This window comes from Arthrobacter sp. MYb221, from assembly GCF_002979835.1.
Lineage (GTDB): Bacteria > Actinomycetota > Actinomycetes > Actinomycetales > Micrococcaceae > Glutamicibacter.
Genome location: NZ_PCPW01000004.1, coordinates 63834 through 82997, shown reverse-complemented (window position 1 = coordinate 82997; position 19164 = coordinate 63834). Strand labels below are relative to the sequence as shown.

Annotated in this window: 14 protein-coding genes; 8 read left to right on the top strand and 6 right to left on the bottom strand. The window is 63.9% G+C overall.

Annotation, left to right across the window (positions count from 1 at the left end):
• The first annotated feature begins 29 nt into the window (after window positions 1-29).
• Window positions 30-2417, top strand: a complete 2388-nt coding sequence (locus CQ015_RS06590) for a glycoside hydrolase family 3 N-terminal domain-containing protein (RefSeq protein WP_308727277.1) — start codon at window positions 30-32, stop codon at window positions 2415-2417.
• 16 nt (window positions 2418-2433) lie between these two features.
• Here the strand turns inward: CQ015_RS06590 and CQ015_RS06585 are convergent, their stop codons facing one another.
• Window positions 2434-3117, bottom strand: coding sequence for a GntR family transcriptional regulator (locus CQ015_RS06585; RefSeq protein WP_105649644.1), 684 nt, complete (start codon window positions 3115-3117; stop codon window positions 2434-2436).
• A gap of 114 nt (window positions 3118-3231) precedes the next feature.
• Here CQ015_RS06585 and CQ015_RS06580 point away from each other — a divergent pair, with 114 nt between their 5' ends.
• The 7 genes from CQ015_RS06580 (at window position 3232) to bcp (ending at window position 10597) form a co-directional block, all read left to right on the top strand.
• On the top strand, window positions 3232-4221 hold the full coding sequence (locus CQ015_RS06580) for a sugar phosphate isomerase/epimerase (RefSeq protein ID WP_105552670.1): 990 nt from the start codon (window positions 3232-3234) through the stop codon (window positions 4219-4221).
• Window positions 4222-4258: 37 nt separating this feature from the next.
• The gene (dhaL, locus tag CQ015_RS06575; protein WP_105649643.1) at window positions 4259-5974 is read left to right on the top strand and encodes a dihydroxyacetone kinase subunit DhaL; all 1716 of its coding nucleotides are present in this window, start codon (window positions 4259-4261) and stop codon (window positions 5972-5974) included.
• 29 nt (window positions 5975-6003) lie between these two features.
• Complete coding sequence (locus CQ015_RS06570) at window positions 6004-6471, top strand: ribose-5-phosphate isomerase (RefSeq protein ID WP_105649642.1); 468 nt, start codon at window positions 6004-6006, stop codon at window positions 6469-6471.
• 44 nt (window positions 6472-6515) lie between these two features.
• Complete coding sequence (locus tag CQ015_RS06565; protein WP_105649641.1) at window positions 6516-7481, top strand: 3-hydroxyacyl-CoA dehydrogenase family protein; 966 nt, start codon at window positions 6516-6518, stop codon at window positions 7479-7481.
• A gap of 6 nt (window positions 7482-7487) precedes the next feature.
• On the top strand, window positions 7488-8291 hold the full coding sequence (locus CQ015_RS06560) for a triose-phosphate isomerase family protein (protein WP_105649640.1): 804 nt from the start codon (window positions 7488-7490) through the stop codon (window positions 8289-8291).
• On the top strand, window positions 8288-9712 hold the full coding sequence (locus CQ015_RS06555; protein WP_105569493.1) for a GntP family permease: 1425 nt from the start codon (window positions 8288-8290) through the stop codon (window positions 9710-9712). Before CQ015_RS06560 ends, CQ015_RS06555 begins: the two co-directional genes overlap by 4 nt.
• 405 nt (window positions 9713-10117) lie before the next feature.
• A complete protein-coding gene (bcp, locus tag CQ015_RS06550; protein ID WP_374955682.1) occupies window positions 10118-10597 on the top strand; it encodes a thioredoxin-dependent thiol peroxidase in 480 nt (159 codons plus the stop codon).
• A gap of 130 nt (window positions 10598-10727) precedes the next feature.
• Here the strand turns inward: bcp and CQ015_RS06545 are convergent, their stop codons facing one another.
• The 5 genes from CQ015_RS06545 to CQ015_RS06525 form a co-directional block, all read right to left on the bottom strand.
• Window positions 10728-13580, bottom strand: a complete 2853-nt coding sequence (locus CQ015_RS06545; protein WP_105649638.1) for an FAD-binding and (Fe-S)-binding domain-containing protein — start codon at window positions 13578-13580, stop codon at window positions 10728-10730.
• Between the two features lie 36 nt (window positions 13581-13616).
• Window positions 13617-14756 (bottom strand): Glu/Leu/Phe/Val dehydrogenase, encoded by a 1140-nt coding sequence (locus CQ015_RS06540; protein WP_258137962.1) that lies wholly within the window; start codon window positions 14754-14756, stop codon window positions 13617-13619.
• A gap of 146 nt (window positions 14757-14902) precedes the next feature.
• Window positions 14903-16429 carry an aldehyde dehydrogenase family protein gene (locus CQ015_RS06535; protein WP_105649637.1) on the bottom strand — a complete coding sequence of 509 codons (1527 nt, stop codon included), beginning with the start codon at window positions 16427-16429 and terminating at the stop codon, window positions 14903-14905.
• A 29-nt stretch (window positions 16430-16458) separates the two neighbouring features.
• Complete coding sequence (locus CQ015_RS06530; RefSeq protein WP_258137960.1) at window positions 16459-17892, bottom strand: VOC family protein; 1434 nt, start codon at window positions 17890-17892, stop codon at window positions 16459-16461.
• A complete protein-coding gene (locus tag CQ015_RS06525; RefSeq protein WP_219844295.1) occupies window positions 17892-19079 on the bottom strand; it encodes an FAD-binding oxidoreductase in 1188 nt (395 codons plus the stop codon). Before CQ015_RS06525 ends, CQ015_RS06530 begins: the two co-directional genes overlap by 1 nt.
• Between the last annotated feature and the right edge of the window lie 85 nt (window positions 19080-19164).

The window sequence follows — 19164 nt, the reverse complement described above, 5'->3', positions numbered from 1 at the left end:
CCCCAAAAAAACTTCTGTAAAGGAACCTTGTGAACTACGAGAATTCGATCTGGCGTGACACCGGCCAGCCTATTTCCACCCGCGTCGAGGCATTGATGGCCGAGATGACAATCGAAGAAAAGGTCTCCCAGCTCGGTTCCTCCTGGATCCGCCCCGCAGAGCGCAATAGCAATGGTGAAGGCAATGTGGCCCCAATGGAGAACACCTTCTCCAAGGACCAAGCCAGTTTCGACACCGAGATTGTCGATGGATTGGGGCAGATCACCCGCGCTTTCGGTTCAGCCCCGCGTGATCCGGCCGCGGGCCGGGCACGTCTGGCCGAGCTGCAGCGCAAGGTCGTGGCGGCAAACCGCTTTGGCATTCCGGCATTGGCTCATGAAGAATGCCTGACCGGCTTCACCACCTTGGGTGCCACCTGTTACCCCGCCTCGATTGCGTGGGGTGCCACCTGGGATCCGCAATTGGTCAATGAGATGGCCACGCGCATCGGCGCGGATATGAAGAAGGCCGGAGTGCACCTCGGGCTGTCCCCGGTGCTTGATGTGGTGCGCGATTACCGCTGGGGCCGGGTAGAAGAAACACTGGGCGAAGATCCACACCTGGTCTCTGAGCTGTCCACCGCCTATGTGCGCGGCATCCAGAACTCCGGTGTCCACGCCACGTTGAAGCACTTCGCCGGATACTCCGCCTCCCGTGCCGGACGCAACCACGCCCCGGTGACCATTGGGCATCGTGAATTCGAGGATGTCATCCTTCCTCCCTTCGAGCGTGCGGTGCGCGAAGCCGGCGTGAAATCGGTGATGAACTCCTATTCCGATATCGATGGCGAAACCCCTGCGGCTAGCCACCGGCTGCTCACCGAAGTGCTGCGTGAACGCTGGGGCTTTACCGGCACCGTGGTCTCGGACTATTGGGCCATCAGCTTCCTGGAAACCATGCACCGGATTGCCAAGGACCAGGTTGAAGCGGGCATCCTCTCGCTGGCCGCCGGCATGGACGTGGAACTTCCCGAAACCAATGCCTTCCGCAATCTGGCCCAAGCCGTGGCCGACGGCCGACTCAACGCCGAAATACTGGACACCGCGGTGCGCCGCGTGCTGGTGCAAAAAGCCGAGCTCGGGCTGCTCAATGCGGATTGGTCGCCGGAAGCGGACTGGGAAGGCGATCAGGTTGATTTCGACTCGGCAGCCAACCGCGCCCATGCACGCAAGATGGCCGAAGAATCCATCATCCTGCTTAAGAACACCGGGCTGCTGCCGCTTGGTGGGCCATCGGCCCCGGAATCCATCGCCGTGGTGGGCCCTTCGGCCACCCAACCGCGAGCCCATCTGGGATGCTACTCCTTCACCAACCATGTGCTCTCGCGCTTCTTCGGCGAAGACGTGCATGGCATCGAATTGCCTACGATCCTTGACTCGCTGATCTCGGCTCCGGCGCTGGCCGGAGCCGAGATCAGCTACGAGCGCGGTGTCGATTTCACCGATATGGATGACAGCGGCATTGCCGCCGCGGTAGCGGCGGCTCGCGCGGCCCAGGTGGCCATTGTGACCGTGGGTGACCTCGCGGGCCTCTTTGGCCGTGGCACCTCCGGCGAGGGTTGCGATGTGGTGGATCTTTCGTTGCCGGGCCGGCAGGCTGACCTGGTGGAAGCCGTTCTGGCTACCGGCACTCCGACCATTTTGGTCTTGGTGACCGGACGCCCGTACTCCCTCGGTGCCTTCGCGCAGCGGGCGGCCGGAATTGTGCAGGCATTCATGCCAGGTGAGGAAGGCGGACCGGCTCTCGCTTCGGTACTGACCGGAGATGTCAATCCTTCGGGCAAGCTGCCGGTGCAGATTCCCGATCATATTGGCGGACAGCCGGGCACCTATCTCCAACCCCCGTTGGGTTGGTACTCCGATGGTGTCTCCAACCTTGATCCACGGCCACTGTATCCCTTCGGGCACGGGCTGTCCTATACCGATTTCGAGCTGCGCGATCTGCAGATTTCGGATGCGGAAATCGCCAATGACGGTACCGTGGACATCTCGGTGACGCTCACCAACACCGGCGATCGTTCGGGAGCGGAGGTCATCCAGCTCTACCTGCGAGATGAGGTCGCCTCGGTAGTTCGGCCCCGTCGCTGGCTGACCGGCTTTGCGAAGGTGGCGCTGAAGGCTGGCGAGTCCAAGCGCGTGAGCTTCACGGTGCATGCGGATCGCACCTCGTTCACCGGGCTGGAGAACCAACGCATTGTGGAGCCCGGCAACTTTGCCGTGGAAGTTGGCAACAGCAGCGAGGAATTGCCGTTGACCGGTTCCTTCACGATTGCTGGAGAGGTACGCGAAGTGCCCGAAGGAAGAGTCATGGATACGCCGGTGCAAGTGCGCGCCATGGTTTCAAATCCGCTCCAGGAATCGGCACCCAGCGGGGCCTAGTTCCGCCGGCGAATAGCTATTCGCTGCTATCTTCCACCGCTCGCCGCCCGACACCATCGAGATGCTTCTCCATGGCCGCTCGGGCGGCTTGCGCATCCCCTGCCTGGAAGGCCAAAAGGATCTTGGTGTGTTCGGAGATGGCGCAGTCAGCATCCGTGACGCCGCGTCCGGCGAAGAGCCGGAAGCGCTGCACCTGTCCCCCCAGGGCCTGGAAGGCAGTGAGCAAAAAGGGGTTGCCGGTAAATTCTGCGATGAGTCGGTGAAAGTCCTCATCGGCTTTCCAGTAATCCCGGAATTCGCTGTAGGACCCGCCGGTCGGCGCGGTTCGCAGCCGCTCGATGGTGTCGGCGAGCTGCTCCACCATTTCCCCGTCAGCCCGGGCGCAGGCCAATTCCGCATTCTCAGCTTCGATAAGTTTTCGAACGGCTACCAGCTGGCCATGTTCCTCTGCCGTCATCAAAGGAGCCACCCGATAGCCCTTGAGCGCAGCACGGCGCACCATCCCGGTATGTTCCAACCGGGCCAAGGCTTCTCTCACCGGTGTCGGCGAGACACCTAGATCACGGGCAATTCCGTCGATGCTCAGCGCGGCATCAGCCTCAAACCGCCCATCAATCAGGGCGGCGAGGAGCTCCTCATACACGCGATCGGCCAGAACCTGGCGTGAGGGCAGCGAGGTTTGGGAAAAGACGGAGGCCATCAAACCATCATATATTCGTCGGCATTCATTGGCGCTACTTTCAGGTCGAACTATTGACACGGATCACACTTTCCTAGATCCTATAGGAAATAGGATTCAAATATTGGAGGCAGAATGCCCTATACAGCAGCCGACTGGCCGATCACCGCAGCCCTACTGCAGTTCCCCCACGAACTGCCCGCTGGTGGCACAGTCCAAGAAGCCGACGCATCGGTGTGGTTGGACGTTTTCACCGAAGTTCGCGAAGCCGGATTCACCAACGTTGATCTCTTTGATGGTTGGGTCCGCCCCGGAGACCTCAGTGCGCAACGCCTCGATGAGCTCAAGGCCACCGCGCAAGCCGCCGGCGTCGGCGCACCAGCCATTTCGGCCATCCGACGCAGCGTGATCGATGAAAAAAGCTGGGAAGGCAACCTCGCCTACAGCCATCGCACCCTCGAAGCCGCCGCCCATTTGGGTTGCGAAGTCGTCTCCTTCGGATTGCACCAGGCCCTGACGCCCGCCCAGCGCGAACAGCTGTGGTTCTGGACCGTTGAAGGACATCAAGATCCGGTGGGCGATAGTGAAACCTGGGATAAAGCGGTCTCCCGAATCCGCGAACTCGGCACCCATGCGGCAGAACTTGGCCTCTTGATCTCCTTGGAAATGTACGAAGATACCTACATCGGCACCGGAGACTCGGCCGTGCGCCTGCTGCAGGACATCGATCTTCCCAACGTCGGGCTCAACCCGGACTTGGGCAATCTGGTTCGGGTGCACCGCCCCATCGAGGACATCCATGAGCTCATCGCCAAGACCATGCCCTATGCCAACTACTGGCATGTAAAGAACTACCAGCGCGATGAAAATTTGGCCCGAGGCCATTTCTCAGCCATGCCAACCCCGCTGGAAACCGGCGTGATCAACTACCGCGAAGCCTTCAAGGTAGCCCTCGAAAACGGCTTCCAAGGCATCATCTGCACCGAGCATTACGGCGGAGACGGACTGAGCGTCAGCGCCACCAACCAGCGCTACCTGCGCGAGCAGATCCTGCCCAAAACCACCGGCTACCAGCTCGGCACCCCGCTCGTAGCCCAGGGCCGGCAGCAACTCCAAACCTCCTAACTCGTTTCCCTTCAAGCACAAGCAGGTTCCAGAAGACATGACAAAAATCTTTGACGATCCCACCGGATTCGCCGATGCGGCCATCGACGGTTTGGTCGCAGCCCACCGCAACCGCCTCGAACGGGTGGACGGCGGCGTGGTTCGTGCCAGCGAAATGAAGCGGAACCAGGTCGCCGTGGTCATCGGTGGCGGTTCGGGACACTACCCGGCCTTCGCCGGGCTGGTAGGCCCTGGCCTGGCCGCCGGTTCCGCCTGCGGAAACCTCTTCGCCTCGCCTTCGGCCGGTCAGATTTACCGTGTAGCCAAGGCCGCCTCCACCGGAGGCGGGGTGCTGCTCAGCTACGGCAACTACGCCGGCGACGTGCTGCATTTCGGCCAGGCTCAAGACCGATTGAACGCCGAGGGAATCCAAACTCGCACCGTGGTGGTCACCGACGATATTGCCAGCGCCCCTGTGGAGCGCCGGCATGAACGCCGCGGAATCGCCGGAGACCTCACCGTCTTCAAGATCGCCGGGGCTGCCTCGGAAGAAGGTGCAGACCTCGATGAAGCAGTCCGACTGGCCGAGAAAGCCAATGAGCGGACCCGCAGCCTGGGCGTAGCCTTTGATGGTTGCACCCTGCCCGGCGCCGAAGCCCCGTTGTTCCACGTGCCAGAACAGAGCATGTCGCTGGGTCTGGGCATCCACGGTGAACCAGGAATCTCCGACCATCAGTTGCCTACCTCCCGAGAGCTGGCGGAATTGCTGGTCTCCCAGCTGCTTGAGGAGCGTCCTTCCGCTGCCGGGACCCGGGTAGTACCTATTGTCAATGGCCTGGGCACGGTGAAATACGAGGAACTCTTTGTGCTCTTCGGACACGTAGAACGCCTGCTGACCGCCGCCGGATTGCAGGTCGTTGAGCCCGAATGCGGTGAACTGGTCACCAGCCTGGACATGTCCGGTGCCTCGCTGACCCTCTTCTGGGTGGACGAGGAGCTTGAACGGCTATGGCGCGCCCCTGCCGATACACCTGCATTCCGGCGCGGCAACGTCGCTACCGCGGCTCGACGCACCTTCGCGGTGGCCGACACTGAGGTACTCACCCACGAAGCAGCCACCGAGTCCTCCGCGCAACTCGGCCAGCAAGCGGCCAGCCTGCTGGAAATTACCCGTGACATCATCGTGCGCCACGAAGCGGAACTGGGAGATCTTGATGCCATCGCCGGAGACGGCGACCACGGGATCGGCATGCGCCGCGGCATCGAAGCAGCACTCGGCGCCGCCCAAACTGCCGCCGGGGCGCAGAGCGTGCGCGAGGTCCTGGCGGCCGCCGGTGAAGCATGGAGCGAGAAGGCCGGCGGAACCTCCGGCGCCCTGTGGGGCGCGGGAATCACCGCTTTCGGTGAGTCTCTGGGCAACCGTGAACGGTACGGCCCTGCAGACCTGGCCCAAGCCGTCGAGGCCTTTAGCGATGCGGTCATCACCTTGGGCAAAACGGATCTGGGTGATAAGACCATGGTTGATGCCCTGCACCCCTACACGGCAGCCATCCGGGAAGGCATCGAAGCCGGCCAGCCCCTGGGCCAAATCTTGGAACGCAGCGCCAGCACCGCCAGGGAAGCGGCTCTGGCAACCGCGAACCTGCGTCCGAAGAAGGGTCGTGCCCGTCCGCTGTCGGAGAAGTCTCTTGGCCATCAAGACCCCGGAGCGTATTCCTTTGCGCTGATCGTTGCCGGTCTCTCCGCGCAGCATGCCAACAGCACCTTGGCCTAGCCCAACCGAGCACAGCAGAAAAGGACAACATGGAAAAGACACTGAAGATCATCATCGGCAATGACGAAGCCGGAGTGGACTACAAGGTAGCACTGAAGGCCTTTTTGGAAGCGGATGACCGCGTGGAATCCGTAGTGGATGCCGGGGTGGGATCCAATGACTCAACGGCATACCCGCATGTTGCGGTCGCGGCTGCAAGGCGGGTGGCTGCTGGCGAAGCTGACCGCGCGTTGCTGATCTGCGGCACCGGATTGGGCGTGGCCATCGCCGCCAACAAGGTTCCAGGCATCCGCGCCGTTACGGCTCATGACTCCTATTCCGTAGAACGATCAGTGCTCAGCAATAATGCACAGGTGCTGACCTTCGGGCAACGGGTCATCGGCTTGGAGCTGGCCAAGAAGCTGGCCTCCGAATGGCTCGGCCACCAGTTTGATGCCTCCAGCGGCTCAGCCGCCAAGGTCGATGCCATCTGCTCCTACGAGCCCGAAACCAACTGAACCCACCATAGGGTCAGCGAATCCCCTTCTACGAAAGACTCATCATGGACATCAAAGTAGCAATTATCGGTTCCGGTTACATGGGCGGCGGCATTGGCCAGGTGCTGGCCTTGGCCGGTGCACGCGTAGCCTTGGCCGACACCTCGGCAGAAATCGCACAGAAGAATCTGGAACGCCTGTTGGCCGAATCAGTTGATTTCGAATCCCGCGGACTGTTCCCAGAAGGTGCAACCGAGACCCTGAAACGGAACCTTTCTGCCGCGGCCTCCCTGGAAGAAGCTGTCGCCGGTGCCGACTTCATCGAAGAAGCCGTCCCCGAAGTTCTGGATATCAAGCACGAGACCCTGCGCCGGATCAGCGCGGCCGCCTCGGCAACCGCGGTGATCGGTTCAAACACCTCGACCATCTCGATTGGCGACATGGCGACCGCAGTGGCCAATCCGGAGCGCTTCCTGGGCGTGCACTTCTCCAATCCTTCCCCGTTCATTCCCGGCGTGGAAATCATTCCCCACGAAGGCACTTCCCAGGATGCGATCGACACGGCCGTCGGCTATGTCGAAGCCACCGGCAAGGAAACCGCCGTGGTCAAGGATGTTACCGGGTTCGTCCTTAACCGCTTGCAGTATGCGCTCTTCCACGAGGCCACCCAACTGGTGGAAGACGGCGTCGCCTCCGCCGAGGCCATTGACACCCTGGTGCGCACCACTTTCGGATTCCGTTTGCCGTTCTTCGGTCCCTTCGCAATTGCCGACATGGCCGGGCTGGACGTCTACAACTTCTGCTACACGTCCTTGCAAACCGATTTCCCCGAACGGTTCGCCACCCCGGCGATCCTCACCGAGAAGATCGAGGCCGGCCAGCTCGGCACCAAGTCGGGCGGGGGATTCCTGGACGTCCCGGCCGATCAGCTCGAAAGCCTCATCGCCTACCGCAACGAGGCCTACGTCAAGATGGGCCAGCTGCTCAAGGAAATCGGTCCGGCGCCGCTGGCCTCGGTCACCGCCGAGTAGCGTCCCATGGCCGTCATCGATCGTCCGCGCTCCCTCTACATCGGCGTGAGCACAAAAATGTACCTCGGCTACCGGCAGTCGCTCACCTGGCTGGAGGGGGTGCGCCGCGAGCTGCTCGCCCGCAGCCCGGGCGCCCAGGATTTCGGCGGGCGGGCCGTGATTCCCTTTGCGGCGCCGTCCTTCCCCGTGCTGGAATCCGCGGCGCGGATCCTTGAGGGCACCGGTTGCCAGCTGGCCGCGCAGAACTGCTCAGCGGCGGACGGCGCCCTGACCGGCGAGGTCAGCGCCGGCATGCTTGCCGAGGTCGGGGTGCGGATCGTGGAGATCGGGCATGCCGAACGCCGCTCCGGCTTCGGCGAAGACGACGGTGTGGTGGCCGCCAAGGTGCGTGCGGCTACCGCCGCCGGGCTGACCCCGCTGCTGTGCGTCGGCGAGCTGGAGCGCGGTGCTGCGCAAGCCGCCGCCGCGCAGTGCCTGCGGCAGATCGCCGCGGCCCTGGGCACGGGGACGGAATCCAGCATCGACCCGTCCGCCGTGCTGCTCGCCTACGAACCCATCTGGGCGATCGGCGCCGCCGCGCCGGCCTCCCCCGGCCACGTTAACTCGGTGCTGGAAATCATCCGGGGGCAGCTGACCGTGCCGGGCTCCCCCGTGGTGCTCATCTACGGCGGCAGCGCCGGCCCTGGCCTGCTGCCGCGCTTGCCGGAGGCCGACGGCCTCTTCCTGGGCCGCTTCGCCCATGCCCCGGCCAACTTCGGCGCCGTGCTCGACGAGGCGCGCGCCCGCCAACTTCACCTGGAGACCCCATGACATCACCGTCCACGCTCGTGTTGGCCGCAGCCGCGGCACCCGAGGCCACGCTGCCCGTGCCCGTCCTGCTGCTGATCGCGGTCCTGGCGATCGCCGTGCTGCTGTTCCTGATCATGAAGGTCCGCCTGCACGCGTTCTTCTCGCTGATCATCGTCAGCCTGCTCACGGCCATCGCCGCCGGCGTGAGTGCCGCGGACCTGCTGGAAACCATCGTCGGGCCGTTCGGCAAAACACTGGGAAACGTTGCCATGCTGGTCGGTTTCGGTGCCGTGCTGGGACGGATCGTGGAAACCTCCGGGGGCGCCCAAGTCATCTCCGAGAAGCTGATCGGGCTCTTCGGCGAGAAGCGCGCGCCCCTGGCGCTGTCGGTGGCATCGCTGCTCTTCGGCTTCCCGATCTTCCTGGACGCCGGATTCATCGTCATGCTGCCCATCATCTATACGGTGGCTCGGCGGGTCGGCGGCGGCCTGCTGAAGTACGCGTTGCCGGCGGCCGGAGCATTCCTCGTCATGCACGCACTTGTGCCACCGCACCCGGGACCGGTCGCGGCGGCCGGCATCGTCGGCGCCGACGTCGGGCTGGTGCTCATGGTGGGCCTGCTGGTCGGCCTGCCCACCTGGTACGTGGCAGGCTACCGGCTCTCCTTGCTCCTCGCGGCGCGGACGCAGCGGATCTCCGTACCCGAACTGCTCGGGACCAGGCAGGAAGCGGACCAGGCGGTCCTGCCACGCTTCGCACTGGTGCTGAGCCTGCTGCTTTTGCCGCTGGTGCTGATTTTCATGAATACCGGCATCAAGACCCTGCAAGCCACCGGCGTGGTCCCGGAGGACGCCCTCTGGGCGCAGATTCTCGTCTTCCTCGGCAACACCCCGATTGCCCTGCTGATCTCCGCCTTGCTGGCGATGTACCTGCTGTTGGTCCGGCCACACGAAGGCCCGATCGGTTCGGCGCTGGAGAAGGTCGTCGATGACTCCCTCGCCCCGGTCTGCTCGATCATCCTGATCACCGGCGCCGGCGGAATCTTCGGCGGCGTCCTCACGGCGACGGGCATTGGAGGCGCCATGGCATCCAGCCTCCAAGCCGTCGGCATGCCGCTGATTCTGGCTGGATTCCTGATCGCCGTGATCATGCGCGTTGCCCAGGGGTCGGCCACCGTCGCTGGAACCACGGCGGCGGGACTCATGGCCCCGGCGGTCGCCGCATCCGGTGACCAATCACCGCTGGCGCTGGCCTGCATCGTGGTGGCGATCGTCGCCGGTGCGATCACCCTCTCCCACGTGAACGATTCCGGATTCTGGCTGGTCAGCCGCTTCCTGGGTCTGTCAACGAAGACCGCCCTGTCAACCTGGACGGTCATCGCCACCGCCGTCGGAGTGATGAGCTTCGCCCTGTGCTGGTTGCTCTACGTCTTGGTTGCCTAGCGCGTTTAGGCCGGCCGGCACCGAATCACCGGCCTCCTAACTGACAAACTCCCCAGCGGACCCAAAAGTTCGCTGGGGAGTTTGCTGCATCCAGGTCGAAGTCGCTGAACCCACGGCGCGGAAACCGGATTGCATCGGCCCGGCGACCCAAGGTTCTTGAACCCTGGGCAACCCAGTTGCCCAGCCAAGCCCTGCCAACCGCTAGCTGCCGAAAGTCGGCGGCGCGATCCAATCGCGCTTGGTCTTTTCGAGGTCATTCAACTTCTCGGACGGAACAGTCACGATGTACTAGTTCTATGTACAGGAGCATCATTGAGCACCTCAGGATACCGGGGCCGAAAGCCCTAGAGATCTACCCAAACTAGTCGTAGAATGAAAACTAATTATCGTTATACGAAAGTAGGAATGATGTCAGAACAAGCAGTTAAATTGGTTGCGGGTCAGCCGGCACCAGAATTTACCCTGCGCGATGCACAGTCCGAAGAGGTTTCGCTGTCCGACTTCGCAGGCCAGAACGTCATCGTCTACTTCTACCCCAAGGCAGCGACCCCAGGCTGCACCACCGAGGCCTGCGATTTCCGCGACAATCTCAACTCGCTGAAGAGCGCCGGCTACTCAGTTCTGGGCATCTCCCCGGACGAGCCGGCGGAGATCGCAAAGTTCGCCACCGACGAGTCGCTGAATTTCCCGCTGCTTTCGGACCCGGAGAACCTTGTGGCCAAGGCCTACGGCTCCTTCGGCGAGAAGAGCTTCGGAGAAAAGACCTTTGTCGGCACGCTGCGCTCCACCGCCGTGGTTGCCCCGGACGGCACGATCAGCCAGATTGAATACGCCGTGGATGCGAAGGGTCATGTGTCCAGGCTTCGCGAGGCGCTGGGGGTCTAAACGTTTCTAGGGCGGGGCCTCAGGCAGTCACCACAATCGGAGGCTCCGCCCCTAGTCTTCAGCGGTTTCATCGGGAAGCAGCACCAGCTGCGCCATGTCGCAAGGGCCGTCGCGGCGATTGGGACAGCGCTTACTCTTGGGCGTCCAGCCCCCGGGCGATCAGCTGCACCAGGTGCTTTCCATCCAGCCCTGCAAGATCCGAGATCTGGGTGCGGCAGGAGAATCCATCTGCGAGAATTTCGCGATTCGATGCTTCTCCTGCCTTGGCCAGGATCCCCTGTTCCGCGATGGTTTTCGACACCTCGTAATGCCCCTTCTCCATGCCGAAGTTCCCGGCAAGCCCGCAGCATCCAGCAGATTCTTGAACGTCACAGCCCATCGACTCCAGCAGGTTGCGGTCCGCCTCGAAGCCCATCACCGAATACTGGTGGCAGTGTGGCTGGACCAGCAATTCCCCACAGATCTGCGGAGGCGCAAAATCCGTGGAAGACAGGAACTCTGCCACCGTGCGCACGGCACCAGCCAGTTCGCTAGCCTGCGGATCATCACCCAGCAGCTCGACCAAATCCGAGCGTAATGTTGCGGTGCAGCTTGGCTCGAGCCCCACCACGGTACGCCCCTCGCGCACGGCCGGCAGCAGAAGCTCGATCGTCGAGCGCAGCTGTTCCTTCGCCTTCGAAAGCTGACCTGTGGAAATCAGGGTCAGCCCGCAACACGCCCCGGGTGCCGCCAACTGCACGTCGGCCCCTGCGGCTTGCAGCACCCGGATCGCATCATTAGCGATCTGCGGGGTGATTGCATCCGTGAAGGAATCCACCCAGAGCAGCACCTGATGCTCCGCGGCGGGCACCGGCCGGACATTCCGGGCCGCAGCACTGCGGCGGAACGGTACGCGCGGAAGCGTTGGCAGGCCGCGCCTCGGGTCGGCACCGATCAGGTGCATCATCAGCCGGCGCAGCGGGGAGATCCTTCCGGCCAGGTTGACCAGTGCCGCGAAGGGGGACATCAGCCGCAGCCAGGTTGGCAGCCGGCCGAGGGTGTAGTGGGACAGAGGGCGCAGCTTGCCCTTGTAGGTCTGGTGCAGGGTCTCGGATTTGAACATCGCCATGTCGATCCCGGTGGGGCAATCGGTGGCGCAGGCCTTGCAGCTCAGGCACAGGTCCAGGGCCTCATGGACCTCCGGGGAGGCATGGCCGAGCGTGACCACTCCCCCATTGAGCATCTCCTGCAGCACCCGAGCGCGGCCGCGGGTGGAGTCCTTCTCGTCCCGGGTCGCCTGGTAGGACGGGCACATGAATCCGCCGGTATCCCGATTGTCCGCCCGGCATTTGCCGACTCCCACGCAGCGGTGCAGTGCGTCGGTGATATTGCCCCCGTCATGGGCGAAGCCGAAACCATCGCTGGCCAGCAGCGTGAGCGCCTGTGGGCGGCGCAGGTCCGCACTCAGTGGCGCCGGCTCCACGACGATACCGGGATTCAGATTGTTGTGCTCGTCGAAGAGCGCCTTGAATTCCGCCATGGCCTCCAGCGCCGCGGGAGAATACATGGTGTGCAGCAGCGAACCGCGCGCCCGCCCGTCCCCGTGCTCCCCGGAGAGCGAACCGCCGTATTTGGCGGCCAGCGCCGCGGCCTGATCCATGAACCGGCTGAAGACCTCCGGCTCTGCAGCCAGCGGGAAATCGATGCGCAGGTGCACGCAGCCATCACCAAAATGCCCGTAGGCCAGGCCTTCCAAGCTCTCGCTGTCCATCAGCGCGAAAAGCTCGCGCAAGTAGTCACCCAAATGTTCCGGCGGCACCGCCGAGTCCTCCCAGCCAGGCCAGGCCTGGGCGCCACCGGGGGTGCGTCCGGCAAGTCCGGCGCCGTCGGCGCGGATCTGCCAAAGCCGCCGGGCCTCGGCCCCGGCGGGAATCACCGCCGAGTCCAGCGCGGAGGCCGCGGACACCAGCCGCCGCGCGCTGGCCACCGCGGCGGCTGAGTCGGCCCCGCCGACTTCCACCATGAGCCATCCTCCGCCGGCGGGTAGTTCAGGGACCGAATGCTCGCCCTTGGCGCGGCGAATCACGTTGACCAGGGCTGCATCCAGCCCTTCCAGGGCCAACGGTTTGAAGGGCAGCAAGGCCGGCACGTCATCCGCCGCCTGGGCCATATCCGCGTAGCCGAGGATCGCCAACGCAGGGGCCGGCGCCAGCTCGACGAGCTTGAGCGTGGCCTCCAGGATGATGCCGCAGCTGCCTTCGGTTCCGGTTAATGCCGCGGCCAGGTTGCGCCCGTTTTCCGGCAGCAGGTGCTCGAGCGAGTAGCCCGAAATCTGGCGCTCGAAGCGGCCGAATTCGGTGCGCAGCACCTGAAGATGGCGCATGACAAAATCTTCCAGGCCACGGATCGGGGCCAAAGCCTCGCGGCCCGCTCCGGCCTCGATCACCCGCCCGTCGGCGGTCAGCCATTGCAGGCTGGCCACGTTGTCCGCGGTCCGTCCGTAGGACAGGCCATGCGGGCCGCAGGCATTGTTGCCGATCATCCCGCCCAGCGTGCAGCGAGTCGCGGTGGAGGGATCGGGGCCGAAGCGCAGCCCCAATGGAGCAAGCTGCTGTTGCAGTTCCGAGAGCACCACCCCTGGCTGCACCACGGCCGTTCGTGACTGCGGGTCGATAGCCAGGACCTGATTCATATGCCGGGAGAAGTCCAGCACAATCCCCTCGCCCACCGCGTTGCCGGCGCATGAGGTGCCCCCGCCGCGCGCGGTCACGGGAATTCCATGAATGCGGGCGGTGGCCACCGTATGCCTCACATCCGCGGCATCCCGCGGAAATACCACCACCTGCGGCACCACCCGGTAGTTCGAGGCGTCGGTGGAGTATTGCGCCCGGGCCAGGGTGGAATTGTCCATCCGGTCACCGAGCTGGGCGCGCAGCTCGCGGATGATGACCTCCCAGTCCTTGCCATCCGCTGGGGTGGTGCGCTGGGCAGAAGTCAGGCTCATGGATGCTCGGCTTTCTCCGGTTGGCGGGGTTGGCTGTTAGTGGACGAGCGTGCGACCGCGCAAGGCCATGGCCCGGCGCACGCGTTCCTGGGCGAGGTTGCGCGCTGCCTCATGGCTCGTAATCTCCAGCGTGACTGCCTGATCAAGCACGGTCAACGTATTTTCACGCAGCTTCGCCGAAACCGTGGTGAAGATCGTCTCGGTATTCGCGCGGAACGGGGACTGCCTGGCCTCCATGGCGAAGGCCGCGCTGACCACGCCCCCGGCGTTGGCGATGAAGTCCGGAACCACGGTGATCCCGCGGGTAGCGAGGATCTGCTGAGCTGCCGCGTCGGTGGGCAGATTCGCGCCCTCGACCAGCAACTTCGCCTGTATCCGCTGCGCCGCAGAGGCATCGATGACATCCTGCAACGCAGCCGGCACCACGATCTCCGCACCGGTGAACAGCTCTTCGCCAGGGCCGATGCGCAATTCGGGGAAGTCCTCCACCAAAGCGTCGCCCACCTGGCTGCGGCGTTCGAGCAGCGCCGGGATATCCAGGCCCTGCTCGTGGGCAATCGCCCCGCGCGAGGTGGAGATTGCCACCACCGGGTAGCCCAGCTCATGCAGCCGGGAGGCCACAGCGTGGCCCACCGCTCCGAAACCCTGGATCGCGACCCGGGCGCCGCGCAAACCTTGTTTCTGCGCGGCCGCATCAACCACCTCGGCCACCCCGAAACCGGTGATGCCCAGCTGGTCATAGGGCACCCCGCCCAGATCCCACGGGGTGCCGACGGCCCCCATCCGGGTGCCCAGCTCGTCGTTGATGATGGCCGCATCATTTTCGGTCAACCCCATGTCCAGGCCGAAGACGTACTCTTCGGGGACCTCGTTGGAGAGCTTGCGCACGAAGGAGCGCAGGATCTCCTCCTTATGCGGGCTGTTCGGATCCGCCTGGATGCCTGCCTTGGCTCCGCCGTAGAACAGATCCACGCCGGCCCACTTCCAGGTCATCACGCGCGCCAGCCGGGCAATTTCATCCACCGAGACGCTCGGCTGCATGCGGGTGCCGCCCTTGCCGATGCCGCGGGCGGTATTGTCGATGACCAGCACGCCCTTCATACCGGTCTTGGCGTCGCTGACCGCGACGATTTTCTCCGGACCCCACTGGTCCATCAGCTCGAAAATGCTGCTCACTGTTCCGGCTCTTTCTGCCCTGACGGGCCGCGCGAGGATTGCCCCGACGGGGCAACAATTAAGTTGGGTTTCAAAAGAAGCGAGGCGGCGTGCCCGGGACGTGCACCGGGCACGCCGCCTCGCTGGGAACTGGAGTTATCTCTGGCCTAGAGGAACTTCACGCCCTGGGCCAATGGCAGCTCGCCGGAGTAGTTCACCGTGTTGGTCGCCTGGCGCATGTAGGCGCGCCAGGCATCCGAACCGGACTCGCGACCGCCGCCGGTTTCCTTGTCGCCGCCGAAGGCTCCGCCGATCTCGGCCCCGGAGGTGCCGATGTTGACATTTGCGATGCCGCAGTCTGAACCCGAGGCGGAAAGGAAGCGCTCGGCCTCGCCTTGGTCGGTGGTGAAGATCGCCGAGGACAGTCCCTGTGGCACCCCGTTCTGCAACTCGATGGCCTCGGCGAAGTCCGCGTAGGTCAGCACATACAGGATCGGCGCGAAAGTCTCCTCGCGCACCACCTCGCTCTGTGCCGGCATGCGCACGATCGCAGGCTGCACATAGTAGGCATCCGGGTACTGCTCGGCGAGTACCCGTTCGCCGCCGGCGAGCACGGTGCCGCCCTGGGCCTTGGCATCCGATAGCGCTTGCGCCATGGCCTCGTAGCTGCCCTTGTTGACCAGCGGGCCCACCAGATTTGCCTCGGCGCGCGGGTCTCCGATGCTCAATGTGCCGTAGGCGGCAACAAGCTTCTCGGTCAGCTCGTCAACCACCGATTCGTGGACGATGATGCGGCGCATGGTGGTGCAGCGCTGCCCGGCGGTGCCGGCCGCGGAGAAGACGATGCCGCGCAGGGCCAGGTCCAGATCCGCGCTCGGGGAGACGATGGCCGCGTTGTTGCCGCCGAGCTCCAGCAGGATGCGCCCGAAACGGGCGGCGATCTGCGGGGCGATTTCGCGTCCCATGCGAGTGGATCCGGTGGCCGAGACCAGCGCGACGCGCGGGTCTTCAAGCAGCGGGGCTCCGCCGGCGCGGTCGGTGAGCACCAGCTGGTGCACATCAACCGGAGCGCCGGTGTCCGCGACGGCGCGGGCCAGCAGCGTGTGGGCGGCCATGGCGGACAGGCTCACCAGTCCCGAAGGCTTCCACACCACGGTGTCACCGGCCACCAGGGCCAGCGCGGTATTCCAGGAATACACGGCCACAGGGAAGTTGAAGGCCGAGATGACACCTACCACGCCCAACGGGTGCCAGGTCTCCATCAGGCGGTGACCGGGACGTTCGGAAGGCATGGTCTTGCCGTAGAGCATGCGGGATTGACCCACGGCAAAGTCGCAGATATCAATCATTTCCTGCACCTCGCCCAGCGCCTCGGAGGTGATCTTGCCAGCCTCGGCCTGGACCAGAACGGCCAGGTCTTCCTTGTGCTCGGTGAGCAGTTCGCCCCAGCGCTTGACGGTCTGTCCGCGCAGCGGGGCGGGCATCTCGCGCCAGATCTTGAAGGCTTCGGAGGCGCGGGTGATGGCCTCTTCTGTGTCCTTGGCGGTGTGCTGCGGAATGCTAGCGATCACTTCACCGGTCAGCGGGCTGGTGACCACACCGCTTCCGCTCAATGCGGCACTCTCCACGCCGCAGGCTTCCAGCGCCTTGGCAACGGTGCTCTTCAGGGTCGTTTCATTCACGGTCTGCGTCATTTTCTATGCTCCTTGGATGTAGTGATTTTTTAGACGGTTGTGAGTTCGGCCAACCGCGTACGCAGCGCGGCGAGGGATTCCTCTTGCTGCTTGCGGTAGAGCTCGTATGGATTGGCCACCGGGGCACCGAGGATCTGGCTCATGCTTTCCTCGTTGTAGCTAGCCGCTGCCTGCGCGTCGTCCCGGGAGCCCTCGTCGGTGAGGTTTGATTGGAAGATCCCGGCAGCCGAACGCGGCAGGAAGTCTTCATAGACAATGGGCTCGATCTCCACCAGTCCGGCGGTGATTAGCTCCTCGATATCCTGCGTGGCCACGGCCGCTGCGCCAAGCTGCGCTGCCCGCTCGGCGTTGAGTTCATAGGTGAAGAAGGCCAACCCCGCCAGCGCCAACTCGCGTTCGGTGCGCGGCAGATGCTCCTCCCAGACGGTGCGGGCAACGTCCACGCGTACGCCGTTTCCGAGGCCCGCCGCCAGCCGGCGGTCGGTTTCAGCGACCATGATGTCGTAGAGGTCCCTGCCTTTTTCGGTCAGTGCGATGCCGCGCTGCTCCACCTCCCCGAAGCGGACCCGCAGTTCTCCCGGGGCAACGCTGCCGTCCGGATAGCGGAACATGCGGTCCTCGGCCAGTGCCCGGAAGGAGGTCTGGCGCAGCAGGATGTCTGGCCCGGCCCAGGCCGGTGGGCCTTGGATTTCATCGATCATCGTGATCCCGCGCGCTTCCATGCGCGTGTACAACTCATCGATATCCAGTACCCGCGGGGTGAGATGGTTGATGTGGGTGCTGCGCACCCCGCCGATATCCGAGGCGACGGCGCTGATTTCTTCGAGTTTCTTGTACCAGCTGTGTTCTACCGGGTCGTCCGATAGCTTGAAGGAGGCGCAGGCAAGCTGCAGCAGCTGCACGGCATCTTCGGCTTGCAGTCCGCCTTCGGCGGCGGCCTGATCGGCCAGCTCGAGCAGATGCACCGGGAACAGCGTGCGCGAGCCGATGAACTCTTTCAGCTCCGCGCGCAGCGCTTCGTTGAAGAAGCGCGGGTCGTCGGCCGCCAGCATCGAGGTGAAAACGCGGAAGGGGTTCTTTGCCAATTCCGCACGGTCCACCGGTCGGAAGGCGGTGGAAACCACCGGGACCGAGGCCTTGGCCGCATCACGCAGATCGTAGAAACCCACCGGGTACATGCCGAAGGCGCCGAAGACCCGGGCCACCTGCCGCATTTCCGCCGGCGAGCCCACCCGGATGGCACCGTGGCGCTCGGCGGTGATGCGTTTGATATCGCCGAGTCGTTCGGCCTGCGCGCCGTTGCTTGCCAGATGGTCGCGATTCACCTCGTTGGAGACGTCCACCAGGGTGTTGTAGGCCGGAACTTCTGTTCCGTACATGACCGACAGCTCGTAAGCGAAGCGTGCTCGCAACTCCCACTGCTCAACGAAACTCATTTGATGCTTGCCTTTCTGCATGTCCATTAGATGATGTTGACTTCGCGCAGCTGGCTGCTGCTTTCGAACCGTTCCACGGCGAAGGGGGCGGGATTCATGAATGAATCCCTTTGGTGGTAGAGGTCGGTGACCAGCTCCCCGACTGCGGGGCCCTGGAGGAAACCATGGCCGGAGAAACCGGTCGCATAAAAGAAACCTGGAAGGCCCCGCGCCTGGCCGATCAGGGCGTTGTGGTCCGGGGTGTTCTCGTAGTATCCGGCCCATCCGCCGACCAGATCCGGGTTTTCGAGCCCCGGGGCGCAAACCGCTGCCGCATCGTTGAATTCGTCGAGCCAGGAATAGTCGAATTCCCGCCCGAATCCCGCCTCCTGCTCATGGGAGATCCCCACCAGCAATCCGTTGCGGTAGTTATGGAAGTACATTGTGGTCGCCAGGTCCAGGGTGAAGGGAACCCGCGGGTGGGCGGCAGGCTGCTGCCTTGTCACACCGATCATCCGCTTAGTCGGAGTGACCGGTAGATCGATTCCAGCCAGCTCACCGATGCTGCGGCTCCATGCTCCGGCGCAGCAGATGACCGCGCCGGTCTTCACGGTTCCACGATTGGTTGTCACCGACTTGATCGATCGGTCCCCGGTTTCAATGTCCAGCACCTGGGTGTGAGTGAGGATCTTGACGCCCAGCTGGCGAGCAGCGGCAGCATAGGCAGCCACCGCCAATGCGGGTTCGGCGAATCCGTCTCCCGGGGAGAAACTCGCTCCGTTGAGCGAGCGTGCATCGACAAAGGGGTTCAGACCTTGGGCTTCCTGCGGTGAGATCATGCGGCTTGGGACGCCCATGCCGTTCTGGGTGGCGGTGGCACCCTCAAGCGCCTGAAGCGAATCGGCATTCCGGCAGAGGAAGAGGTAGCCAACTTGTTCCAGGCCGATGCCGGCACCGAATTCTGAGTCGAATCGGCGATAGGCGGCCAAGGAGCGCTGGCCAAGCTGAATGTTGCCCGGGTCCGAGAAGTTTGCGCGAATGCCGCCTAGGGGTTTCGCCGAGGATCCCCCACCGAGTTCGCCGAGTTCGAGCAGGACGATGTTGCGCACGCCCGATTTGGCCAGATGCCATGCGGTGCTGACGCCCATGATGCCGCCACCGATGATGACTAGTTCTGCGGCCTGCGGAAGCCTCGATTCAAATTGCGGTTCAATGTCGATCATTGAATCCGTCACGTCGTCCCCCTTTCAAATGTGTGGGCAGTCGAAAACTACTTTCGGTTATCCGTTATCGATAACTATGCACTATGACCCAGCGCAC

Bases quoted from the DNA above. Each gene is read 5' to 3' on its own strand.
- CQ015_RS06580 (WP_105552670.1), top strand. From the start codon at position 3,232: ATGCCCTATACAGCAGCCGACTGGCCGATCACCGCAGCCCTACTGCAG.
- CQ015_RS06560 (WP_105649640.1), top strand. From the start codon at position 7,488: ATGGCCGTCATCGATCGTCCGCGCTCCCTCTACATCGGCGTGAGCACA.
- CQ015_RS06585 (WP_105649644.1), bottom strand. From the start codon at position 3,117: ATGGCCTCCGTCTTTTCCCAAACCTCGCTGCCCTCACGCCAGGTTCTG.
- CQ015_RS06545 (WP_105649638.1), bottom strand. From the start codon at position 13,580: ATGAGCCTGACTTCTGCCCAGCGCACCACCCCAGCGGATGGCAAGGAC.
- CQ015_RS06555 (WP_105569493.1), top strand. From the start codon at position 8,288: ATGACATCACCGTCCACGCTCGTGTTGGCCGCAGCCGCGGCACCCGAG.
- CQ015_RS06570 (WP_105649642.1), top strand. From the start codon at position 6,004: ATGGAAAAGACACTGAAGATCATCATCGGCAATGACGAAGCCGGAGTG.
- dhaL (WP_105649643.1), top strand. From the start codon at position 4,259: ATGACAAAAATCTTTGACGATCCCACCGGATTCGCCGATGCGGCCATC.
- CQ015_RS06535 (WP_105649637.1), bottom strand. From the start codon at position 16,429: ATGACGCAGACCGTGAATGAAACGACCCTGAAGAGCACCGTTGCCAAG.
- CQ015_RS06565 (WP_105649641.1), top strand. From the start codon at position 6,516: ATGGACATCAAAGTAGCAATTATCGGTTCCGGTTACATGGGCGGCGGC.
- bcp (WP_374955682.1), top strand. From the start codon at position 10,118: ATGATGTCAGAACAAGCAGTTAAATTGGTTGCGGGTCAGCCGGCACCA.
- CQ015_RS06530 (WP_258137960.1), bottom strand. From the start codon at position 17,892: ATGGACATGCAGAAAGGCAAGCATCAAATGAGTTTCGTTGAGCAGTGG.